Raw genomic sequence first — 18,795 nt, forward strand, 5'->3', positions numbered from 1 at the left:
GGCCGCGCGCCCTGGGGGGGTGGGCCCGGCGCGGCTGCGCCGGGCACACCCGTGGTCACAGCAGTTGGTTGCCGAAGTCGATCGGGATCTGCGCGCCGGTGAGGAACCGCGCGTCGGCGGAGACGAGCCAGGACACCACCGCGGCGATCTCCTCCGGTTCGGCGATCCGGCCCACCGGCAGCAGCTGCCCGAGCACCCCGAAGACCGCCGGGTCCAGGCCACCAGTCCGGGCGGCCCGCCCGTGGTCGCGCCCGGCCTCCCCCGGCGCGAGGTCTTCGCGCACGTTCGCCATCGGGGTGTTGACGCCGTGCGGGTGGATCGTGTTGACCCGGATGTCGTGCCCGGCAAGCTCCAGGGCGAGCACGCGGCACAGCCCGACGAGGCCGTGCTTGGACGCCGAATAGGCGGCGGCCAGCGGGAGGCCGCGCAGCCCGGCGATCGAGCTCGTTAGCACGATCGACCCTCCGCGACCGGTCTCGACCATGGCGGGGACGGCGGCGGCGCAGGTACGCCAGGCCCCGGACAGGTTGACGTCCACGGTCGTGAGCCAGGCGTCCTCCGTGAGATCCACCGTCGGGCCGCCGGTGGCGATGCCGGCGTTGGCCACGACGATGTCCAGGCCGCCAAACCGTTCGACGCCCTCCGCCACCACGCGACGTAACGCCGCGAGGTCACGGACGTCCGCGACCCGCGCGACGACACCTCGGCCGGTCTCGCGGACCAGCCGGGCGGTCTCCTCCAGGTCGGCGAGCGTGGCCGGCGGGATCCGCGACGGCGGCACGGGTGCGCACACGTCCACCGCGATGACGTCCGCGCCGTCCCGCGCGAGCCGTACCGCGTGGGCCCTGCCCTGGCCGCGGGCCGCACCGGTCACGAACGCGGCTTTCCCCGTCAGGTCACCCATCAGCACCTCCCCTTTGGCATCAATTAGTTGTATCTTTTAGCTTATGCGATACCGGGACTCCGTCGATCGTCTCGCGCGCCGGTCCGCCGGCCGTTACCGGCACGCGGTGGTGCACCATGGCTGATCTGCTGGTCAAGGGAGGGCTGCTCGTAGACGGAACCGGCGCGCCGCCGCGCGCGGCCGATGTCCGTGTCAGGGGCGGCCGGGTCGCCGAGGTCGGGCCGGGCCTGGCCGTGGCGGGCGAGCGCGTGCTGGACGCGGCCGGCGCCGTGGTCGCGCCGGGGTTCATCGACAACCACACCCACGTGGACCCGTCCCTGTGGTGGGACGCCTCGTGTGACCCGATGCCGCAGCACGGCGTCACGACGGTGATGATGGGCAACTGCTCGCTCTCGCTGGCGCCGGTGCGCGCCGCGGACCGGGCTGGCGTCACCAGTCTGTTCTGCTACATCGAGGACCTGCCCGAATCCGCCTTCGACGCCGCGATCCCCTGGACCTGGGAGACGTGGCCCGACTATCGGGCCGCCGCGGCGGCCCACGGCCTAGGCGTGAACGCGGTCGGGTTCGTCGGCCACACCCCGCTGCGGTTGTTCGTCATCGGCGCGGAGGCGTGGGAGCGGCCGGCGACGGAGGCCGAGCGGGCCGAGATGGCGCGTGTCCTCGACGAGAGCCTGGCCGCGGGCGCGCTGGGCCTGTCGTCGTCGCTGGGCTTCGACGAGGACCGCGAGAAGCGCCCGGTGCCGAGCCGGCTCGCGGACGAAGCCGAGCTCGCCGCGCTCCTGGACGTGGTGGCGGCCCATGGCCGCGCGGTGCAGTTCATCCCCGACCAGACCGGCGGGCGGGCGATGCGGGCCGACGTCGAGCGGATGGCCGCCCTGTGCGGCCCACGCGGGATCATCCACACCTGGATCGGCGTCTTCCACGACGCCGACCGCCCACACGCGGCCACGCGGATGCTCGACCACGCGCTCACCCTCCAGCAGCGCGGCGTGCGGACCCTGCCGCAGGTCTCGCCGCGCACGCTGGACATCCGGGTGAACTGGTTCGGCGGCATGTCATGGTTCGCGCTGGCCGAGAGCTGGCACCGGATGGTCCAGGCGGACGCCGTCAGCAAGTGCGCGCTGCTGGTCGACCCAGCCTGGCGGGCGCTTGCCCGCGAGGAGTGGGACCGAGTCCCGCGCACGATGATCCCGCACAAGTTCCCCGAACGGATGCGCCTCGTCGAGGTCCGCCGCCCGGAGCTGAACCGATGGGTGGGCGCGACCCTGGCCGACCTGGTCGCCGAACGCGGCGGCCACCCCTCCGACGTGCTCGCCGACTGGGTGCTGGCCAACGACCTGGATCCGGGCCTCGTCGGTGTCGGTGTCTCCAACTCCGATCCCGACGGGGTCGCGGAGACGCTCACGCACCCGGCGGCGCTGATCGGCAACAGCGACGCGGGCGCGCACCTGCAGATGATGTGCGCCACGGGCGACAGCACACTGTTGCTCACCCGCCACGTCCGTGACCGCGGCGACCTGTCTCTCGAGCAGGCGGTCCACGCGCTGACCGGACGGCAGGCGGAGGCCTTCGGGCTGCGTGGGCGCGGCGCCGTGCGCGCGGGCGGGGTCGCGGACCTGGTCGTGTTCGCCCTCGACGAGCTGGCCTGGCAGCCCGACGTCTTCGTCGACGACCTTCCGGCGGGCGGCTCCCGGCTGCGCCGCCCGCCGGGCGGTTACCGCTACACCGTCGTCGCCGGCAAGGTCACCCAGGAGGCAGGCGGGCTGACGGGTGCCCGTCCGGGCCGGTTCCTGGCGGCCGGCTGAGAGCCCCGCGACGTGGGCCCGCCGGGCCCGACAGGGACGTTGAATGTCCAGACGTACCGCGCGGTGTTCGCGCGATCGTGTCAGACAACCTTGCTGGCTGCTGGAGTTCCTCGAAGCGACGTGCCCAGCGCAGGAGCACGTCTTCGACCCCGCGAAGCTCGGACTCGCTGACCTCGGCGAGGAACTGCCGCTCGATGGCGTCGATGTGCGGATCGCAGCGTTCCAACAACGCCGTCCCCGCGGGGGTCAGGCGCGTGAGGACGGCCCGGCCGCCGGACGGGTCCTTCGCGCGGGCAAGGAGACCTCGGTTGTCGAGATTGGCCAACAGCGCCGACATCGTCGCGGCAGTCACTCCACAGCGGCGAGCGAGTTCAGCGCCAGACAGGGGCGTGTCCTGCGACAACGCGGTGAGGACGGCATACTGCGCCAAGGTCGCGCCCTCCTCGGCCAGCAGCTCGTCGGCCACCGCTGTCCAGGCTCGGCCAAGACGCCGCAGCGCCGCCATGGCGCGCGTCCGCGGTGCCGGTTGTCCGACATCCTCCGAGGCGCCCCGCGGCCGGCGACGTTCATCGGCGCGCGCCACATCGCCCTCCCCTCGCCAGCCGTGACCCGAATCTTGTCACGTGGCCGCCGCCTTCACTGTCACGTTCCCGCCAGGACGGAGCTCGGCTCTGCCATCGTCCACCCGAAGAGACGCTCGGCGTTTCCATGAGCGACCAGTTGAGCCTTCTCGTCAGGCATGCCCTGCAGAAGTTCTCCCATAACCGTCTGTGTGTCGGGATAGCTGGTGTCGACGTGCGGGTAGTCGAGCTCGGCGAGGATGTTCTCGATGCCGATCAGATCATGCAACCCGATGCCCGTCGGCTCATCGATCATGCAGACGGACATGTTGCGTCGAAAGACTTCGGAGGGCCACGGGTGCGGACGGTTCTTCTCGAACCCGTGGCGCGCCCAGGCGCGGTCAGCGCGCTCCAACGCCGCCGGGATCCAGCCGATGCCGCCCTCGGCGAACACCAGCCTGACGTCCGGGAACTTGCGCGGCACCGGGCTCAGCATGAAGTTGACGGAGTCGATCCAGGAACCGATCGTCAAAGCCTGCGGGAGCGGAGCGTCCACTCCCGGTGATGGGTTGAAGGTGCTCCCGTCGGAGCCGATGTGCATGCAGATCGGCAGGCCCTCCGCCGCACAGATCGCCCAGACCGGGTCCCAGCACTCATCCCAGATGTTCGGTAGCCCGAGGGGCGCCGGGTTGCTCACCCAGCACAGCGCCTTCGCGCCCTTGGCCACGCAACGGCGCACCTCGGCCGCTGTTGCCTGGGGGTCCCAGAGCAGGCCGAGCGTCATGGGGACGAACTGGCCAGGCGGGCCTCCGGGGCACCACTCGTCGAGGATGAAGTCGTTCCATGCGCGCACGCAGACTGCGGCGAGTTCCTTGTCCTCGAAATCAAGGAATCGCGCTCCCCCGAAGCGCGGGAATGATGGGAACGAGATACTGGCGTAGACGCCGTTGGACTGAAGATCTTTCGCCCGCTCCGCCGGGCGGTAGCATGCGGCTTTCATGTCCTCGAAGCGGGCGAGCCCCCATCGAGCCATCTGGTCAAGCGTGTCGAGCGGCATGGCGGCCTGCTCCCCGCCACCCAGTCGGAACCGGGCCGCGTCGACGCCGTACGCGATGGTCGGGAAGACCTGGTTCTCGTAGACCCAGACCTCGCGGCCTTCCCGTTCGACCACGCGAGGCGCGTCATCCCGAAACCTCGCCGGGACGCGGCTGGACCAGACGTCCGGCGGCTCGATCACATGGTCGTCGACACTGAACAGTCGATACACCGGCAGCCCCCTGAGCGCAGGTTGTCGTGCCCTATCTTAGGGGCCTACCATACCTCCATGGCGCGGCAGGCGCCGTCGCGGCCAGATGCCGCACGTTTCGAAGACCCTCGACGGGTGGTGATCAGCAAGTGCACGTTCATCCGGTTCGGCCAGAGCCCCGGGTCGGTCCCCTTGCGGAGAGCGAGTGGACCGAGGAGATGCGTGAGCTCCTCTCCTGGGGGACGCCTGACGGGCAGCCGCGCCGAGCGGAGTACCTCACCACCCTGGTGCGGCACCCGAGGCTGTACCGGCAGTACGCGCGGTACGCCACCTTCCTCCTCACCAGAGGGACGCTGCCCGGGCGGGACCGCGAGCTGGCTGTCCTGCGAAACGCCTGGCTGTGCCGAGGCCAACTCGAGTGGGGCGAGCACGTCGAGATCGCGAGGGAGGTCGGCCTCACCACCGCCGAGATCGAACAGGTGATCGCTGGACCCGATCACGAAGCCTGGGCGCCGGACGATGCGGCGATCATCCGGGCCGTCGACGAACTTCACGCGGACAGCGTGATCAGCGACGAGACCTGGGCGATACTCGCGCAGCGGCTGGACGCGCCGCAACTCATCGAGCTGATCCAGCTGGTGGGCACCTACGCGATGACCGCGTGGCTGCAGAACTCGTTGCGAGTCCTGCTCCGTCCTGGCAACGTGGGGCTGGCCGCGCGCTGACGCCAGTGAGGCGGACAGGGCTCAGATCGCGCCGACCGCACGCAGCCGCGCCACATCCGCCGGGCCGTATCCGAGTTCCCGCAGGAGCTCGTCGGTGTGCTCCCCGAACGCGGGCGCCGGCCGCCGCACGCGGTACGCCGGCTCGCCGACGACGACCCCAGCCCGGCCGGTGTAGGTGAAGGGCCCCGCGACCGGGTGCACGTCGTCCGTGAAAACCCCACGGGCGGCAAGGTGCTCGTCGGCGAGCAGGTCGGACGTGCTGGAATAGTTGGGGCCGATCGGCAACTCGTGCTCGCTCGCCACGCGTATCCAGTCGCGCAGGTCACGGGTCCAGAAGATGCGCTGGAGCGTGCCGCGAAGCTCGACGTCGCCATACGCGAAGTCAACGGGTCCAGCGGTGTCTTTGCGCGACGTGAGGTCCGCACGATCGACGAGCTCGCAGAACCGGTCCCAGAACTTGTGCTCGATGCAGCAGAACAACACAAATTTCCGGTCCGCCGTCTCGTAGTACTGGTATTTCGCGGCGTCGGACTCCTCGCGCTCCGGAATGACGCCTCGCCGGTCACTGATCCTTTCGTCGTTCAGGTACTGGCACAGCGCCCGCCAGCCCGACACGACGACGGCGTCCGCGGCCGAAACGTCGATGTGCGCACCGTTGCCGGTGCGGTTCCTGCGTAACAGGGCGGAGGTAATGCTGTACGCGGCGTGCAGGGCGGCCACATCGGGGCCGATGCCCACGCCGAAGACGCCGTGGGTCATCTTGGCATTCGCGGCATGCGTCAGGCCGTCCTCACCCATCGCGACGGGGGTGCTCGCGGCAAGAGCATTCATCATCTGACCGTGGGTGGGGATCGCGGCGTAGGGCCCGATGCTCCCAAAGCCGCTCACCTGGCAGTAGATGATCTCTGGCCGCCGTTGTTGCTGCTCCTCGTAGCCGATCCCGAGCCTGGAGCAGGCGTCCCCGGCGAACCCGTCGACGAAGACGTCCGCCGTCTCAAGCAGCTTCCAGAACACCTCGCGACCCTCATCGGTGCGAAGGTTGAGAGCGACGGACCGCTTGTTCTTGTTGCACTGAAGGTGGGTCACGCTGTACCGCGGCACCACCTGACCGTGCATGTCCCGCACATAGTCGCCGCGCGGGGGAGCCTCGATCTTGATGACGTCCGCCCCTTGGTCGCCGAGGTACATGCCCAACGCGTCTCCGTTGAGCAGGACGGCCGCCTCAAGTACGCGGATCCCCTGAAGGAAGTCAGTCACGAGACCGTCTCCTCAACCACTCTCCCGGCGCCTCGACGCGGGGCTTCGAGGCCATTCGGCGCTCCTCAGCTTAGGCTATGTTCGCCCTCTAATATAGCAGCCATAGTAGCACCAGGCGAGCGATGCGCCGAATGAGGCACGGACGTCGACGACCGGCGTCCCGCTGGTGTTCGCCGAAGCCCTCGCGCGGGTTCGCCGCACCCGGCCCTTGACCCGTAAGCCTAATCGCTTACAATGTACGTGGTTGGGCCCGCGGGTCGGATGAGCCGTTCCAGCATTCCCGCCGAGACGCCCACCACTCTCCATGATCAATGAAGGGGGCCGCGATGAGCGTGAGCGCTGCCGACAAGGCGACTGGCGCGTTCGATCATCATTCCGCCGACTATGCGTGCCGATGGCGAGAGATCAACTTAGAGTTGCGAGCGCGGTGTCCCGTCGCGCACAGCGATCAGCACGGTGGATTCTATGTGCTGACCCGGTATGCCGATGTCGCCCGCGCCATCAAGGACGACGCGACGTTTGCTTCGCGACACGAACCGGAGCCGGAGAGCATCTACCTGGGAATCGTCCAGCCCCCCACCCCTGTCGTTTCGGTGCCGATCGAGATGGATCCGCCCGAGTTCTTCGACTACCGCAGGATTCTCAATCCGCACTTCTCGCCCGCGGCGTCCGAACGCTGGCGCCCCTTCGTCGTCGACGTCACGACGGCGATGCTCGATCGCGTTGTCGAGACCGGGCAGATGGATGTCGTCGCCGACCTGGCGAGCCCCATACCCGCTCTGCTGACCGCCGCGACCCTCGGCCTGCCGCTGAACGACTGGCCCCTCTATTCCGAGGCCTACCACGCGATCGTCTACAGCGTCCCGGGCACCCCTCGCTTCGACGAGGCCGCCGCAAAGGTGATGCACAGCCTTCAGGTCTGCGCCGAAACGGTCGCGCACCGCCGCGCCGAGCCTACTGACGATCTTCTCAGCGTCCTGGCGACAGCTCGCGTCAACGACGAGTCGCTGTCCGACCAGAGGATCATGGAAATCTGCAACCTGGTCCTCGCCGGCGGCAACGACACGACAACGGCGCTCGTCGCCAACGCGATGCACTGGTTGTCCGCCCATCCGCGGCAGCGCGCCTGGCTGGCCGAGAGCCCGGAGCGGCTGGCGCCGGCATGCGAGGAGTTCCTGCGCTACTTCACGCCGACACAGACGCTTGCCCGAACCGTCACGACGGACGTCGAGATCGGCGGCACGCTACTGCACCGCGGCGACCGTGTCCTGCTCAATCTGGGAGCCGCGAATTTCGACCCCGAGGTCTTCGAGCGTCCCGACGAGGTCGTCCTCGACCGCTTCCCCAACCGTCACCAGGCCTTCGGCCTCGGCATCCACCGTTGCCTCGGCTCCAATTTCACCCGCATCGAGTTCGAGGTGATCATCGGCGAGGTTCTCCGCCGCATCCCGGACTTCGTCGTCGACGAAGAGCACGGCGAGCGCTATGAGACCATCGGCCAGGTAAACGGCTGGTCCCGCATGCCCATGGCCTTCACCCCCACCAACCGAATCGGGGGCACGGCCTTCACGCCGTGAAGATGCCGGTGCAGTCGTGAAGATCTTACTGAGGGTCCCCGTGACGAAGACACGGGGACCCTCAGCACGCGAAGTGGTCGCAACGACGCTGACTGCTTCAATCCAGTGCCCTCGACCGCTGCGCGAGGGATGTCGGCTCGGTCAGCGAAGCACACATAGGCACGACTCGCGCGGAGCCGTGCGCCGCGGTGGTGCCGTCGTCACTCCTCGATGACGACGGCGCGCTCGGGGCATCCCCGCGCAGCCAGCCTCGCCGCCGCATCGAGTTCGCCTGGCACCTCCTCGACAAGCGTGACAGCGTGGCCGTCGTCGGCCCGGAGATCGAACAGCGCCGGCGCGTTCATCGCGCACAGCGTGTGGCCCTGACACACGTCCTCGTCCACCCGGATACGCACCGACTGAGTTCCTTCCCATCCTCGGATCAGCGTGTCGATCAATCCCGGACCGTCCCAGGTGAAGGCCCGCGGCATAAGACCTTGCGGGGGCGCGACGATCGGCGACGCCGGCGCCCGTTGTGCCCGCGGCTACTTGATGTTGGAACCGAGGTCGATGCCGAAGACCTGACCGGTGACGTAGCGAGCCTCGTCCGAGGCGAGGAACAGCAGGGCGTTGGAGATATCGATCGGCTCGACCCACGGCTGCGGCATGAGGTTGACCGTGTTCGTGAAGATCGGCACCGCGTCCTCCTTCGTCGGGTGCTCCAGATCCGGCCGAAACAGCCGGTACAGCCCTTCGTTGAGGACCATGTCGGTGGCCACCGTGCCGGGGGTCAGCGCGTTGACGCGGATGTTGTAGCGACCGACCTCGTTGGCGAGGCTCTTCATGAAACCGATCACGCCGAACTTCGATGCGCAGTAGTCGGCGAGATTCGGTACACCCTTGGTGCCCGCGCCCGAACTGGTGAGGATGACGGAGCCGCCGCGCCCTGCCTCGATCATCCGGGGGATGCAGACGGAGGTGGTGTTCCACACCCCGGTGAGATTGGTATTGAGGACGTCGGCCCACTGCTGAGCGGAGATGTTCCAGCTTTCCGGCCCGAAGGGGCTGATGCCGGCGTTGGCGCTGACGATGTCGATCTGGCCGAACTCCTCGAGGCCGGCGTCGAGCGCGGCTTGGAGGCTCGCGCGGTCCCGGACGTCGCCTCGGCGGGCGACGATTCGGCGGCCCGTCTTCTCGACGAGCGCCACGGTCTCGTCGAGCTGATCCTGCTCGGCCTGCCGATATGTCATCCACGGGTATGCGTCCGGGGTGACCAGGTCGACCGCGATGATGTCCGCGCCCTCCGCCGCGAGCCGGACCGCGTGCGACCGGCCCTGGCCCCGCGCGGCACCCGTGATGAAGGCGACCTTGCCGTCGACACGACCCATCTCCGCCACCTCCTCCCTCAATGTTTCAACGGTTCTCGAAATCCGAATCTACGGTGTAAATAGATAGATGTGTAGCCAATTTTGTCGGCAGCTGGCGGCAGGCGGAGCCGATCAGGTGGGTGGTCGGCCGGGGATGAAGGCGCGCGCTGGGTATCAGGCAACGGTGACCCGCTGACGAATGCCCGGGAACTGTTCCCGGCATGGCTCTGGAATCTGAGCACTCGTGATCGGCACCTGTCGCCGAGCCGAGACAACCAGGTCAGTCCGTGCGATGAAGGCGCCGGCCCACGTCGTCGGTCAGGCAGGCAGGTGGAGCTCGACCAGGCCGTCGCCGGCCGCCCGACCGGCCACACCCGTGCGGGCACGCTCGAACCGGGTGGCCCTGGGGCCGACGGTGGTGACGAGCAGCTCGCCGGCGCCGTCGTCCTCGAAACGCCACTCGGCGGTGTCGTAGGCGAGCGGCGCGCCGGGCGACGTGCTCGTGGTCAGGGCAACCGCGGGACCGATCAGCGCGAACACGCCGCACGCGGCGCCGGCCGCCCGCAGCGGGCTGACGGCGTCGGGCCGGGCGAGCAGGACGGGGACGGCGGCCACGTTCGCGAGCAGGTCGCGCTGCACCAGAGCCGAGGCCACCTCTCCGGGCAGCCCCAGTAGCACCCGCACGGGCAGCCGGCGGGTGAACATCTCGACCCGGCCCGCGTCCCAGGCGAACCTGTCGGCATGGGCGACGGTCGCGCGCAGCGCGCCGGCGGCACGGGAGAAGGGCTGAATCCAGCCGCCCTCGAAGGGCCCGGCCACCGGGATCAGCACGTCGCCGTAGCCGAGGCCGGTGGCACCGAGCTGGCTCGTCGCCCACTCCGTGTCGCGCGCGACGTCCTCATGGCTGATCGCGAACTCGACGGCCTCGCCGGTGTACCACCACGAGATGCCGAACAGCGGCTGACGTGGCAACCGCAGCGCGGCCTCGTTGACGGACTGGAGCGTCATGATTTCGCCACCCTGGGCACCTTGGCCGCCGATCCTCGTCGCAACAGCGCCTCCTCCGTCTCCAGTGCGATGTCCACCAGTTCGACTGGCAGCCGCACGACGTCGGCGACGGACGCGGCGAGGCGGCCAGCGAGCCCGTCCAGATCGACCTCGCGGGAGGCGTCGTAGCCCACCCGCAGCCGTAGCCGTTCGACCTCCCGGGTCGGGCGGATGATCTGGAACAGGCCCGTCTGCGTCTCGTCGACGCGCTCGACCGCCGTCCAGACCTCCTGCGGCAGGACCGCGCGCCCAGCGACGACGGTCTCGTCTCCGCCCCGGCCGAGTACCCACACGCGGGGCGATGTTCGGCCGCACGGGCACGTGGCGGTGCTGTGCCGGACCAGGTCACCCGTGCGGTAGCGGATCAGCGGCGCGACGTCGTTGTCGAGCGCGGTCACCACCATCTCCCCGACCTCGCCCTCGGCGACCCGCTGTCCGGTGGCCGGGTCGACCACCTCAAGGAGGACCTCGTCCCACCACAGGTGGTAGCCGTCGTGCTCGGAGCATTCCCAGGCCAGGCCGGTGTCGCCCGCGCTGGTGTAGACGAAGACGTCCAGGCCCCACTCGGTGGACAGCCGCGCACGCATCCGCGCTCCCAACGGCTCGCCGGCGAACGAGACCGCCTTGAACGAGTCGAACAGCTTGCGCAGGTCGTGGCGGGCGGCGAGGTGTTCCAGCTCGACCAGGTTGGGGCTCATCAGCTGGGCGTAGACCGGCCGGTGCTGTTCGACGACGCGGAGCACCTCGCCCCAGTTGCCCATCCAGGTGTCGACGAGAAGTGGGACCAGTCCCAGCGCGCGGAACGCGTCCTCGATCCAGCCTCGGAAGATCGCGGCGTTGCACAGCACACGGTCGCCGGGTCGCGCCCCCATCATCCATAAGGCGCGCAGGTAGCCGGCGGGTAAGGGTGCGCAGGCGAGGCCCGGCCACACCTCGCTGAAGAACGTCGGGTCCCCGGTGGTTCCCGAGCTCGACGTCACGGTGGTCAGGTCCGCCGGGCCGACGCACAGCAGGCCGCCGAAGCCGTCGCCAGTCCGGTCACGGAACGCGCGGACCGCGTCCTTGTCCATGAAGGGGACCAGGCGGCGGAAGTCCGCCGTCGACGTCACGTCGTCCGGCCGCAGACCGGCTGAGTCCCACGCCTCGCGGTAGAACGCCGAGCGTTCGTGCGCCAGCTGGACGACCTCCAGCAGGCGCTTGGTCTGTTCGCTTTCGATCCTGTCCGCCGGGGCGGTCTCCAGGTCCGGTTCGAGGTAGGTCACCCTCGCTCCTCCTCTCTCCCGTCCGGCGCCGACTGGTCCCCGGACGCTCGCGCGGACTGGTCCTGCTCGGCGAGCCACGCCTCGTGGCGCGCGAAGTGGTCGACGTCCCGGGCCACCAGCACCGCCTGAGCGGCGGCCAGCAATGCCCCGGTCGAGGCGAGCGTCAGTTCGGCTTCGACGTGCCAGCGGCGCCCTTCCCGCCCGGTCAGCCGGGCGGTGGCCCGCAGCGGCCAGCCCACCGGCACCGGTTTGACGAAGCGAACCGCCAGCTGGCCCGTCACCGCCAGCTGGCCATGAAGCAGCGGCACATGCCCGACTACCTCGTCGAGCACCCCTGCCGTCCACCCGCCGTGCGCCACCCGCGGGCCGCCCTCGGACTCCCAGGGGCAGGTCAGGGTGTAGACGACGCCGCCGTCCACCAGCTGTTCGGTCTCGATCCCGAGCCGGCAGCGTTCCGCCGTCTGGCAGCCGCCGCACAGCGCGACACCGCTGGCAGACCGTCCGGGACGCTGCCAGTCACCACCAGCCCACGCCTCGTCTGTTGTGTCAGGGACCACAGCGCGAACATACATCTTAGTTAGACGATTAGCCACCAGGCTCCCGCTCCCGGAGGCGCCGCCATGCCATGGCGCGCGCCGCGGCCGCCCCGGGACACGGCCCATCACTAGGTACTATTAGAGAAATAATTTCAACGAGAGGCGGCGCGGCATGGCAGTCGGCGGCACAGCGGTCGGCGGCAGCTCGGCGGTCCGCGGCACAGCAACGGCCGAGAGCGCCCACCCCATGGTCCGGCCGGTCGGCCAGCAGATCCGCGTGCCGAAGACCGCCGAGCTGGTGGCCGCGCAGCTGCGCCGGCAGATCATCAAGGGTGAGCTGCGCGAGGGTGAGGCCCTCGCGCCCGAGTCGGTCCTCATGGAGCAGTTCGGCGTGTCGCGGCCGACACTCCGCGAGGCGTTCCGGGTCCTCGAGGCCGAGGCGCTCATCAGCGTCCGACGCGGTGCCCACGGCGGGGCTCGGGTGCACGCGCCCAACGGGGAGATCGCCGCCCGCTACGCCGGCCTGGTGCTCGAGTTCCGGGAGACCACGGTCGGCGACGTGTTCCAGGCCAGCTCCATCATCGAGCCGCCGTGCGCCGCGCTGCTCGCCGGCACCTGGTCCGAGGGCGACACCGACCGCCTGCAGGAGCTGTACGAGGAGGCCGAGCGGGTCAAGAACGACCCGCTCGCGCTTCTCGACGCCCAGGACCGCTTCCACCTTCTCCTGGTCGAGCTGACCGGTAACCAGACCCTCACCGTTCTGACCGGCATGCTCCGCACCATCGTCGACCGGGCGAACCGGGCCTACGTCACCGCGGAGGCCGCGCTGCCCGCCCAGCGTCGGGCGGCGCTGAAGGGTCAGCGCGCGCACGCCAAACTCCTCGAGCACCTGCGCGACCGGGACGCCGACAACGCCCAGAGCCTCTGGCGGCGCCACCTCGAGGAGCAGGGCGACCACTTCCGCACCGGCCCGGGCGCCCGCACCGTCCTCGACCTGCTCGGCTGACCGCGCCCCGCCCACCGCGGCCGGCGGGGCGCGAAGCGCGGCGGGCGGCGCCCGTCCCGACCGCCTCAGACGGGCCCCGTCAAGCCGAACGCCGCCGACGCAACCCCGGATACCGGCCACAACCCGCTACAGACCCCAGACATCCAGGCCACACCCCCGACGAGGGTAGAACGGCGCGCCAGCTCCTTCCCGGGGTCCCTGCCGGATCGGTGAAGCCGATCCGGCAGGTCCGGGGCGCGCAGCGCCCGCCCTACTCGGCGGTGGCCGTCGTCTCCGGGTCGCTGATCTCGGCGTAGAAGGCGGTCCAGGTAGGCCAGATTTCGGGAAGCTCGGCGGTTGGGGCAAGCCCAACGTCTTCGAGGGCCCACTTGAGGCGGTCGCCTGTGGCGGGCTGCTCAAGGACGTCGGCGTTGTACCAGGAACGGGGGCGGCGGCTCCGGAAGTACCAGCGCCCGTCTCGGCGCGCGTACCGGTCGCTGTACTGCATCGCCTGCACCACCCAGTGCCCGCCGACCTTGTGCTCGGCCCGACAGTGCACGGTGCCCCGCGCGGCGTCCGGGTCGGCGGGGTCGAGGTCGATGACATGGCCGGCTACCAGGTGCACCGTCGTCGTGAACGGCGCTCGGCGGCCGACGAGGTCGACGAAATACTCCCGCAGCGCCGCGCGCCCGACACCGTTCGCGCACCGCACGTCGTCGACGAACAACCCTGTCAGCGTGTCGAGGTCACGGGCATCGACAGCGGCGGCGTAGCGCGCCGCCAGGTCCCGGATCGCCTCCCGTGCCTCCAGCACCGCCAGCTGGGCGCGAACGGCCGCCAACTCCTGGTCACCCAAGGCGTCTCTCCCCTCACGGGCTCGGTCGAGCCACGTGGGCCGAGGGGACCCTGCCGCGGCGACGCCGACGCTGACACGATATTTATATCCCAAGTCAAATCATTTAACGATAGGAGATGCCGTGGCCCACAGGCAGGTCTGGCGGCACGCCGCGGCGGTCGCGTCCGTCGCGCTCACGTCGGCGATCGTCGGGTGCTCCGCGCCCGCCGGATCGACCGGTTCGACCGGCACAACCAGCTGCCCCAGCCCAGGGGTCAGCAAGGACGCGATCAAGGTCGGCCTCGTCTACCCCGACAGCGGGCCGTTATCCGGACCGTTCAAGACGGTCCGAGCCGGCGTCGAGGCACGCATCGCCAAGCAGAACGCGGCCGGCGGCGTGGGCGGCCGCCGCATCGAGGTCACCTGGCGCGACGACAAGTCGGACCCGTCGGCGAACCTCACCGCCGCACGCGATCTGGTCGAGAACGTGGGGGTCTTCGGTCTCCTCGAGGAGACGGCCGTGGCCTCCGGGTCCGCCTCCTATCTCGCCGACAAAGGCATCCCCGTCGCGGGGATCGTGGCCGAGTCGGTATGGGGCCAGTACCGCAACATGTTCGCGTTCGCCTACCCGTACACGACCGGCCCCTCGGTCACGACGCTCGGTACCTACGTGGCCAAGGCGGGCGGAACCCGAGCCATCATGGTGGTGAGCGCGGTCAACCCGTCCTCGCACGGCGTCGCCGAGAAGGACGCCGCCAGCCTCCGGTCGGCGGGGGTCTCCGTGGTCGGGCAGGTCAGCTACGCCGAGCAGGTGACAGGCTCCCAGGTCGTCGTGGACGCTGCCCGTGACCAGCAGGCCAATGTTGTCGTCGCCGAGCTCTCGGGCGACGCGCTCGCCACGATCGTCCAGGCGCTTCGCGCGGCTGGAATCTCCCTCAAGGCCGCCGTCGGGCCGGACGGCTACGACCGGAGCCTGCTCGGGAGGTACGGAGCCGACATCGCCGGGATGTCTGTCTACCTCACCACACCCTCCTTCCAGGCACAGTCCGCGGCCCTCGACGCCTATCGGGCGGCCATAGCGACCTACGCACCGGAGCAGGCCGACGCCCAGCAGGAGACCACGTTGCAGGGCTACATCACCGCCGATCTGTTCGTCCGCGGTCTTGAGGCGGCGGGACCGTGCCCCACCCGCGCGGCGTTCCTCAGCGGGCTACGCGCCGTGCGCGACTATGACGCGGGGGGCCTGCTCGCCCAGCCGCTCGACATGACGGCCGGGTTCGGACAGCTCAACACCTGCTACAACTTCGTCCGGGTGAACCCGGCCGGCAGCGACTTCGACGTCGTCCCCGGAGGGGCCGGCCCAGGCGGCCAGGCCTGGTGCGGCCACCGCATCGAGGGCTGAGGACCGAAGGAGAAATGCCACGCAGGGCCGGGTGGCCGACGAGGGATCGCCGTCCGCCCGGGCTCGCCGGACCTCCCCGGGGTCACCCGGCCAGCGTCTTCTCCAGGGCTGCCGCGAGCCTGTCGAGAACCGGCAGGACGACGTCGGCCTTCCCATCATCGATCTTGACCAGTACCCGCTCGACGCCGAGCGCCGCCGCGCGCTCGACCGCGGCGGGCAGCTGGCCGACGCGCATGCCCGCGCACAGGGCAGTGACCCGGACCGTCGCCGGGTCGCGCCCGACGGCCTCGCAGTGCCGGCGCAGGGAGGCGAGCCAGTCGTCGAACACCGGCTCCAGCAAGCGCGAGCCCATCGGGATCCAGCCGTCGGCCCACGCCGCGATCCGCCGGAAGTTCCGCTCGCTCGCCGGCACCCCCAGCAACACCGGCGGGTGCGGGCGCTGGGCTGGCTTCGGCCAGGCGTGGCTCGGCGCGAGAACGCGCTCGGTTACGCAAGGCTCGCGGTGGCGTAGCCGGTGACGACCTCGGCGCCGTCGCCGTTGACCGTCACGACGTCGAGGTCCACGACCGGGACGCCGTCCTCGTCGCGGACCTCGCGGACGCTCAGCCGGGCGGTCAGGCGGTCACCGGGCCAGACCTGGGCACGGAAACGGACGCCGTAGCGCAGCAGCCGGCCGTCGCCGACCCAGTCGGTGACGGCGCGGGCGGTCAGGCCCATGGTGAGCATGCCGTGGGCGAAGACCCCCGGGTATCCGGCCGCCTCCCGGGCGTACCTCTCGTCGGTGTGCAGGGGGTTGTAGTCACCGGACACGCCGGCGTACATGACCATCTGCGTCCGGGTGAGGTCGTCGGTGAGGACGACCTCCCGGGCCGCGCCGACGGCCAGGCCGCTCCCACTCATGCGTCCTCCCCTGTCTCGACCGGCCGTTCCGGCCGGACCGACACGCCCCGCGCGGTCACCACCAGCTCGCCCGCGCCGTCCCGGTACTCGATGACCGTCTCGACGAAGACCATCCGGCCGCCGCGACGGCCCGTCTTCTCCCAGGTCTTGCCCGGTCGGCTGGTCACGGCGAGGACATCGCCGGCCCGCAGCGGGCGGTGGTACTCGAAGTGCTGCTCGGCGTGCAGTCCACCGCCGCCGGCCGGCGGCGCATCCACGCCGGTGGCCGCGCGGCCCGAGCCGAACCAGGGCTCGCCCGGTCGGGGCCGCAGCGGGTAGTCCGGGTCGTACTGCGCGCCGGCCTGAACGAACGTCGGCGGGGCGATGATCGCGCCGGCGTCGCTGTCCTTCGCCGCCTCGGGGTCGGCATACACCGGGTTCGGGTCACCGACAGCCCGCGCGAACAACATGATCTGCCCCGCCTCGACGGGGAAGCGGTAGTCCGCCATCTGCCCTCCTCGACCTCTCGCGCCAATATAACTATCTCATTAATATGATTTCATCAGATCGAGTGTGATCACGTGGAGGTGGCCATGGGCGACGAGGTGCTGTTGCTGGACCGGTCGGGACCGGTCTGGACCGTCACGCTCAACCGGCCCGCGGAGCTGAACTCCTTCGACGCGGCGCTGCACCGAGCCTTCAACGACGTGTGGCGCGAGGTGGAGGACAGCCGCGACGTCCGCGCGGTCGTGCTGACCGGCGCCGGCCGGGCGTTCTGCGCCGGCGGCAACCTCGACGACTTCCCCGTGCTGCACGCCGACTTCGCGCGCCGCCGGCGCACCATGCGCGACGCCCGCCGCGTCGTCACCGAGATGCTGGACGTCCACGTCCCGGTGGTCGCGGCCGTCAACGGCCCGGCGGTAGGCCTCGGCTGCACGCTGAGCACGCTGTGCGACATCGTCTTCATCGCCGACGACACCTACCTGGCGGACCCGCACGTCGCCGTCGCGCTCGTCGCGGGCGACGGCGGCGCCGTCACCTGGCCGCACCACACCGGGCTGCTGACCGCCAAGCGCTACCTGCTCACCGGCGACCGCATCCCGGCCGCCGAGGCGGTCCGTCTCGGCCTCGCGACGTTCGCCGTCCCCCGCGAGCGCCTCCTCGACGAGGCGCGGGCCTTCGCCGAACGGCTGGCCGCGCTGCCCCACCAGGCCGTGCAGGAGACGAAGGCGCTCCTCAACCAGCAGCTGCGCGCCTCCGCGGTCGCGGCGCTCGGCTACGGCCTGGCGGCCGAGAGCCAGTCACACGACACCGCCGAATACCTCGCGGTGCCCGACCAGTTCGCCCGTCAGAAGGCCCGCCGGAAGGGCTGACGCGCCCGTCCCGAACACGACCGAGAGGACCTCATGAAGATCGACGCCAGCCTCGGCAAGGACATCTCGGCCACGAAGGCGGGCGCCCGCGCGATCGAGGACGCCGGCTACGACGGAATGTGGATCGGCGAGACGAAGCACGACCCGTTCCTGCAGGCCCTGCACGCCGTCGACGCGACCGACACAAGCACCGTCGGCACGGCCATCGCGATCGCGTTCGCGCGCACCCCGATGACGCTCGCGAACAGCGCGTACGACCTCGCCCGCTACTCCCGCGGTCGCTTCGTCCTCGGCCTGGGCTCCCAGGTCAGGCCACACATCGAGCGCAGGTTCTCGATGCCGTGGTCGCACCCGGCGCCGCGGATGCGCGAGTTCGTGCTGGCGCTGAAGGCGATCTGGGCGGCCTGGCAGGACGGCACCCCGCTGGACTTCCGCGGCGACTTCTACACGCACACGCTGATGACGCCGTTCTTCGCGCCGCCGGCGCACGAGTTCGGGCCCCCGCCCGTGTTCGTCGCCGGTGTCGGGGAGGTCATGACCGAGGTGGCCGGCGAGGTCGCCGACGGGTTCTTCGTGCATCCGTTCACCACCCGGCGCTACCTCGACGAGGTCACGCTTCCCGCGCTCGAACGCGGGCGCGCCAAGACGGGCAAGACGCCAGAGGGCTTCGCCGTCTGCGGGCCGTCCTTCGTCACCGTCGGGCGCGACGAGCGGGAGCTGGCGACGGCGGTAAAGGGCACGAAGGACCAGATCGCGTTCTACGCCTCGACGCCCGCCTACCGCCCGGTGCTGGACGTGCACGGGTGGGGCGACCTGCAGCCGGAGCTGACGCGGCTGTCCAAGCAGGGACGCTGGTCGGAGATGGGCAAGCTGATCACCGACGAGATGCTGCACGAGTTCAGCGTCGTCGGGACGCCCGCCGACGTCGCCAAGAGCCTGAGCGCGAAGCTGGCCGCAGTGTCGACCCGCGTCTCGTTCTACGCGACCTACGAGTCGGACCCGGCCGTCTGGCCCGAGGTGCTGGCCGCGCTGCGCTGATACCTGAAGCGGCCTCCG

General features: G+C 70.3%; 20 protein-coding genes. 7 read left to right on the plus strand and 13 right to left on the minus strand.

What is annotated here, in order from left to right; genetic code table 11:
* Positions 1-55 precede the first annotated feature (55 nt).
* Positions 56-904 carry a mycofactocin-coupled SDR family oxidoreductase gene (locus tag QOZ89_RS20330; protein ID WP_071053194.1) on the minus strand — a complete coding sequence of 283 codons (849 nt, stop codon included), beginning with the start codon at positions 902-904 and terminating at the stop codon, positions 56-58.
* 116 nt (positions 905-1,020) lie between these two features.
* Between QOZ89_RS20330 and QOZ89_RS20335 the strand changes: the two genes are divergently transcribed.
* Positions 1,021-2,709 (plus strand): N-acyl-D-amino-acid deacylase family protein, encoded by a 1,689-nt coding sequence (locus tag QOZ89_RS20335; protein ID WP_071053195.1) that lies wholly within the window; start codon positions 1,021-1,023, stop codon positions 2,707-2,709.
* Here QOZ89_RS20335 and QOZ89_RS20340 read toward each other — a convergent pair.
* Both QOZ89_RS20340 and QOZ89_RS20345 read right to left on the minus strand, forming a co-directional pair.
* Positions 2,648-3,214 carry a MarR family winged helix-turn-helix transcriptional regulator gene (locus tag QOZ89_RS20340; RefSeq protein WP_083419801.1) on the minus strand — a complete coding sequence of 189 codons (567 nt, stop codon included), beginning with the start codon at positions 3,212-3,214 and terminating at the stop codon, positions 2,648-2,650. The two genes, QOZ89_RS20335 and QOZ89_RS20340, sit on opposite strands and share 62 nt — an antisense overlap.
* A gap of 137 nt (positions 3,215-3,351) precedes the next feature.
* Positions 3,352-4,536 (minus strand): amidohydrolase family protein, encoded by a 1,185-nt coding sequence (locus QOZ89_RS20345; RefSeq protein ID WP_071053196.1) that lies wholly within the window; start codon positions 4,534-4,536, stop codon positions 3,352-3,354.
* Between the two features lie 197 nt (positions 4,537-4,733).
* On the opposite strand from QOZ89_RS20345, the gene QOZ89_RS20350 reads away from it, so the two are divergent.
* Positions 4,734-5,240 carry a carboxymuconolactone decarboxylase family protein gene (locus tag QOZ89_RS20350; RefSeq protein ID WP_312624569.1) on the plus strand — a complete coding sequence of 169 codons (507 nt, stop codon included), beginning with the start codon at positions 4,734-4,736 and terminating at the stop codon, positions 5,238-5,240.
* A gap of 21 nt (positions 5,241-5,261) precedes the next feature.
* On the opposite strand, the gene QOZ89_RS20355 is transcribed toward QOZ89_RS20350, so the two are convergent.
* Positions 5,262-6,497, minus strand: a complete 1,236-nt coding sequence (locus tag QOZ89_RS20355; protein ID WP_071053198.1) for a CaiB/BaiF CoA transferase family protein — start codon at positions 6,495-6,497, stop codon at positions 5,262-5,264.
* Positions 6,498-6,823: 326 nt separating this feature from the next.
* On the opposite strand from QOZ89_RS20355, the gene QOZ89_RS20360 reads away from it, so the two are divergent.
* Positions 6,824-8,074: a cytochrome P450 gene (locus tag QOZ89_RS20360; protein ID WP_071053199.1), complete on the plus strand. Its 1,251-nt coding sequence runs from the start codon at positions 6,824-6,826 to the stop codon at positions 8,072-8,074.
* A 200-nt stretch (positions 8,075-8,274) separates the two neighbouring features.
* Here the strand turns inward: QOZ89_RS20360 and QOZ89_RS20365 are convergent, their stop codons facing one another.
* The 5 genes from QOZ89_RS20365 to QOZ89_RS20385 form a co-directional block, all read right to left on the minus strand.
* Positions 8,275-8,457: a ferredoxin gene (locus QOZ89_RS20365; protein ID WP_241842311.1), complete on the minus strand. Its 183-nt coding sequence runs from the start codon at positions 8,455-8,457 to the stop codon at positions 8,275-8,277.
* A gap of 141 nt (positions 8,458-8,598) precedes the next feature.
* Entirely contained in the window at positions 8,599-9,441 is an 843-nt protein-coding gene (locus QOZ89_RS20370; protein WP_071053200.1) for a mycofactocin-coupled SDR family oxidoreductase, read from the minus strand.
* Positions 9,442-9,738: 297 nt separating this feature from the next.
* The gene (locus QOZ89_RS20375) at positions 9,739-10,428 is read right to left on the minus strand and encodes a hypothetical protein (protein ID WP_071053201.1); all 690 of its coding nucleotides are present in this window, start codon (positions 10,426-10,428) and stop codon (positions 9,739-9,741) included.
* Complete coding sequence (locus tag QOZ89_RS20380; protein ID WP_071053202.1) at positions 10,425-11,729, minus strand: phenylacetate--CoA ligase family protein; 1,305 nt, start codon at positions 11,727-11,729, stop codon at positions 10,425-10,427. Before QOZ89_RS20380 ends, QOZ89_RS20375 begins: the two co-directional genes overlap by 4 nt.
* Positions 11,726-12,286, minus strand: coding sequence for a PaaI family thioesterase (locus tag QOZ89_RS20385; RefSeq protein ID WP_241842312.1), 561 nt, complete (start codon positions 12,284-12,286; stop codon positions 11,726-11,728). The genes QOZ89_RS20380 and QOZ89_RS20385 overlap by 4 nt, the downstream gene beginning before the upstream one ends.
* 151 nt (positions 12,287-12,437) lie before the next feature.
* Here QOZ89_RS20385 and QOZ89_RS20390 point away from each other — a divergent pair, with 151 nt between their 5' ends.
* Positions 12,438-13,271, plus strand: coding sequence for a FadR/GntR family transcriptional regulator (locus tag QOZ89_RS20390; RefSeq protein WP_083419805.1), 834 nt, complete (start codon positions 12,438-12,440; stop codon positions 13,269-13,271).
* Between the two features lie 250 nt (positions 13,272-13,521).
* On the opposite strand, the gene QOZ89_RS20395 is transcribed toward QOZ89_RS20390, so the two are convergent.
* On the minus strand, positions 13,522-14,106 hold the full coding sequence (locus QOZ89_RS20395) for a nuclear transport factor 2 family protein (RefSeq protein ID WP_071053203.1): 585 nt from the start codon (positions 14,104-14,106) through the stop codon (positions 13,522-13,524).
* Between the two features lie 121 nt (positions 14,107-14,227).
* On the opposite strand from QOZ89_RS20395, the gene QOZ89_RS20400 reads away from it, so the two are divergent.
* Complete coding sequence (locus QOZ89_RS20400) at positions 14,228-15,487, plus strand: ABC transporter substrate-binding protein (RefSeq protein WP_312624580.1); 1,260 nt, start codon at positions 14,228-14,230, stop codon at positions 15,485-15,487.
* An 82-nt stretch (positions 15,488-15,569) separates the two neighbouring features.
* Here QOZ89_RS20400 and QOZ89_RS20405 read toward each other — a convergent pair whose 3' ends face one another.
* From QOZ89_RS20405 to QOZ89_RS20415, 3 genes are all read right to left on the minus strand, one after another.
* On the minus strand, positions 15,570-15,911 hold the full coding sequence (locus tag QOZ89_RS20405) for an LLM class oxidoreductase (protein WP_071053205.1): 342 nt from the start codon (positions 15,909-15,911) through the stop codon (positions 15,570-15,572).
* 62 nt (positions 15,912-15,973) lie between these two features.
* Positions 15,974-16,387: a MaoC family dehydratase gene (locus QOZ89_RS20410; RefSeq protein ID WP_071053206.1), complete on the minus strand. Its 414-nt coding sequence runs from the start codon at positions 16,385-16,387 to the stop codon at positions 15,974-15,976.
* On the minus strand, positions 16,384-16,875 hold the full coding sequence (locus QOZ89_RS20415; RefSeq protein WP_312624582.1) for an FAS1-like dehydratase domain-containing protein: 492 nt from the start codon (positions 16,873-16,875) through the stop codon (positions 16,384-16,386). The genes QOZ89_RS20410 and QOZ89_RS20415 overlap by 4 nt, the downstream gene beginning before the upstream one ends.
* A gap of 84 nt (positions 16,876-16,959) precedes the next feature.
* Between QOZ89_RS20415 and QOZ89_RS20420 the strand changes: the two genes are divergently transcribed.
* Positions 16,960-17,739: an enoyl-CoA hydratase/isomerase family protein gene (locus QOZ89_RS20420; protein WP_071053208.1), complete on the plus strand. Its 780-nt coding sequence runs from the start codon at positions 16,960-16,962 to the stop codon at positions 17,737-17,739.
* Positions 17,740-17,772: 33 nt separating this feature from the next.
* On the plus strand, positions 17,773-18,777 hold the full coding sequence (locus QOZ89_RS20425; protein WP_071053209.1) for an LLM class F420-dependent oxidoreductase: 1,005 nt from the start codon (positions 17,773-17,775) through the stop codon (positions 18,775-18,777).
* Positions 18,778-18,795: the final 18 nt, after the last annotated feature.

It is taken from the genome of Pseudofrankia coriaricola (genome assembly GCF_032027725.1).
GTDB lineage: Bacteria > Actinomycetota > Actinomycetes > Frankiales > Frankiaceae > Pseudofrankia.

Bases quoted from the DNA above. Each gene is read 5' to 3' on its own strand.
- QOZ89_RS20415 (WP_312624582.1), bottom strand. From the start codon at position 16,875: ATGGCGGACTACCGCTTCCCCGTCGAGGCGGGGCAGATCATGTTGTTC.
- QOZ89_RS20340 (WP_083419801.1), bottom strand. From the start codon at position 3,214: ATGGCGGCGCTGCGGCGTCTTGGCCGAGCCTGGACAGCGGTGGCCGAC.
- QOZ89_RS20370 (WP_071053200.1), bottom strand. From the start codon at position 9,441: ATGGGTCGTGTCGACGGCAAGGTCGCCTTCATCACGGGTGCCGCGCGG.
- QOZ89_RS20420 (WP_071053208.1), top strand. From the start codon at position 16,960: ATGGGCGACGAGGTGCTGTTGCTGGACCGGTCGGGACCGGTCTGGACC.
- QOZ89_RS20330 (WP_071053194.1), bottom strand. From the start codon at position 904: ATGGGTGACCTGACGGGGAAAGCCGCGTTCGTGACCGGTGCGGCCCGC.
- QOZ89_RS20335 (WP_071053195.1), top strand. From the start codon at position 1,021: ATGGCTGATCTGCTGGTCAAGGGAGGGCTGCTCGTAGACGGAACCGGC.
- QOZ89_RS20390 (WP_083419805.1), top strand. From the start codon at position 12,438: ATGGCAGTCGGCGGCACAGCGGTCGGCGGCAGCTCGGCGGTCCGCGGC.
- QOZ89_RS20350 (WP_312624569.1), top strand. From the start codon at position 4,734: ATGCGTGAGCTCCTCTCCTGGGGGACGCCTGACGGGCAGCCGCGCCGA.
- QOZ89_RS20375 (WP_071053201.1), bottom strand. From the start codon at position 10,428: ATGACGCTCCAGTCCGTCAACGAGGCCGCGCTGCGGTTGCCACGTCAG.
- QOZ89_RS20410 (WP_071053206.1), bottom strand. From the start codon at position 16,387: ATGAGTGGGAGCGGCCTGGCCGTCGGCGCGGCCCGGGAGGTCGTCCTC.
- QOZ89_RS20425 (WP_071053209.1), top strand. From the start codon at position 17,773: ATGAAGATCGACGCCAGCCTCGGCAAGGACATCTCGGCCACGAAGGCG.
- QOZ89_RS20360 (WP_071053199.1), top strand. From the start codon at position 6,824: ATGAGCGTGAGCGCTGCCGACAAGGCGACTGGCGCGTTCGATCATCAT.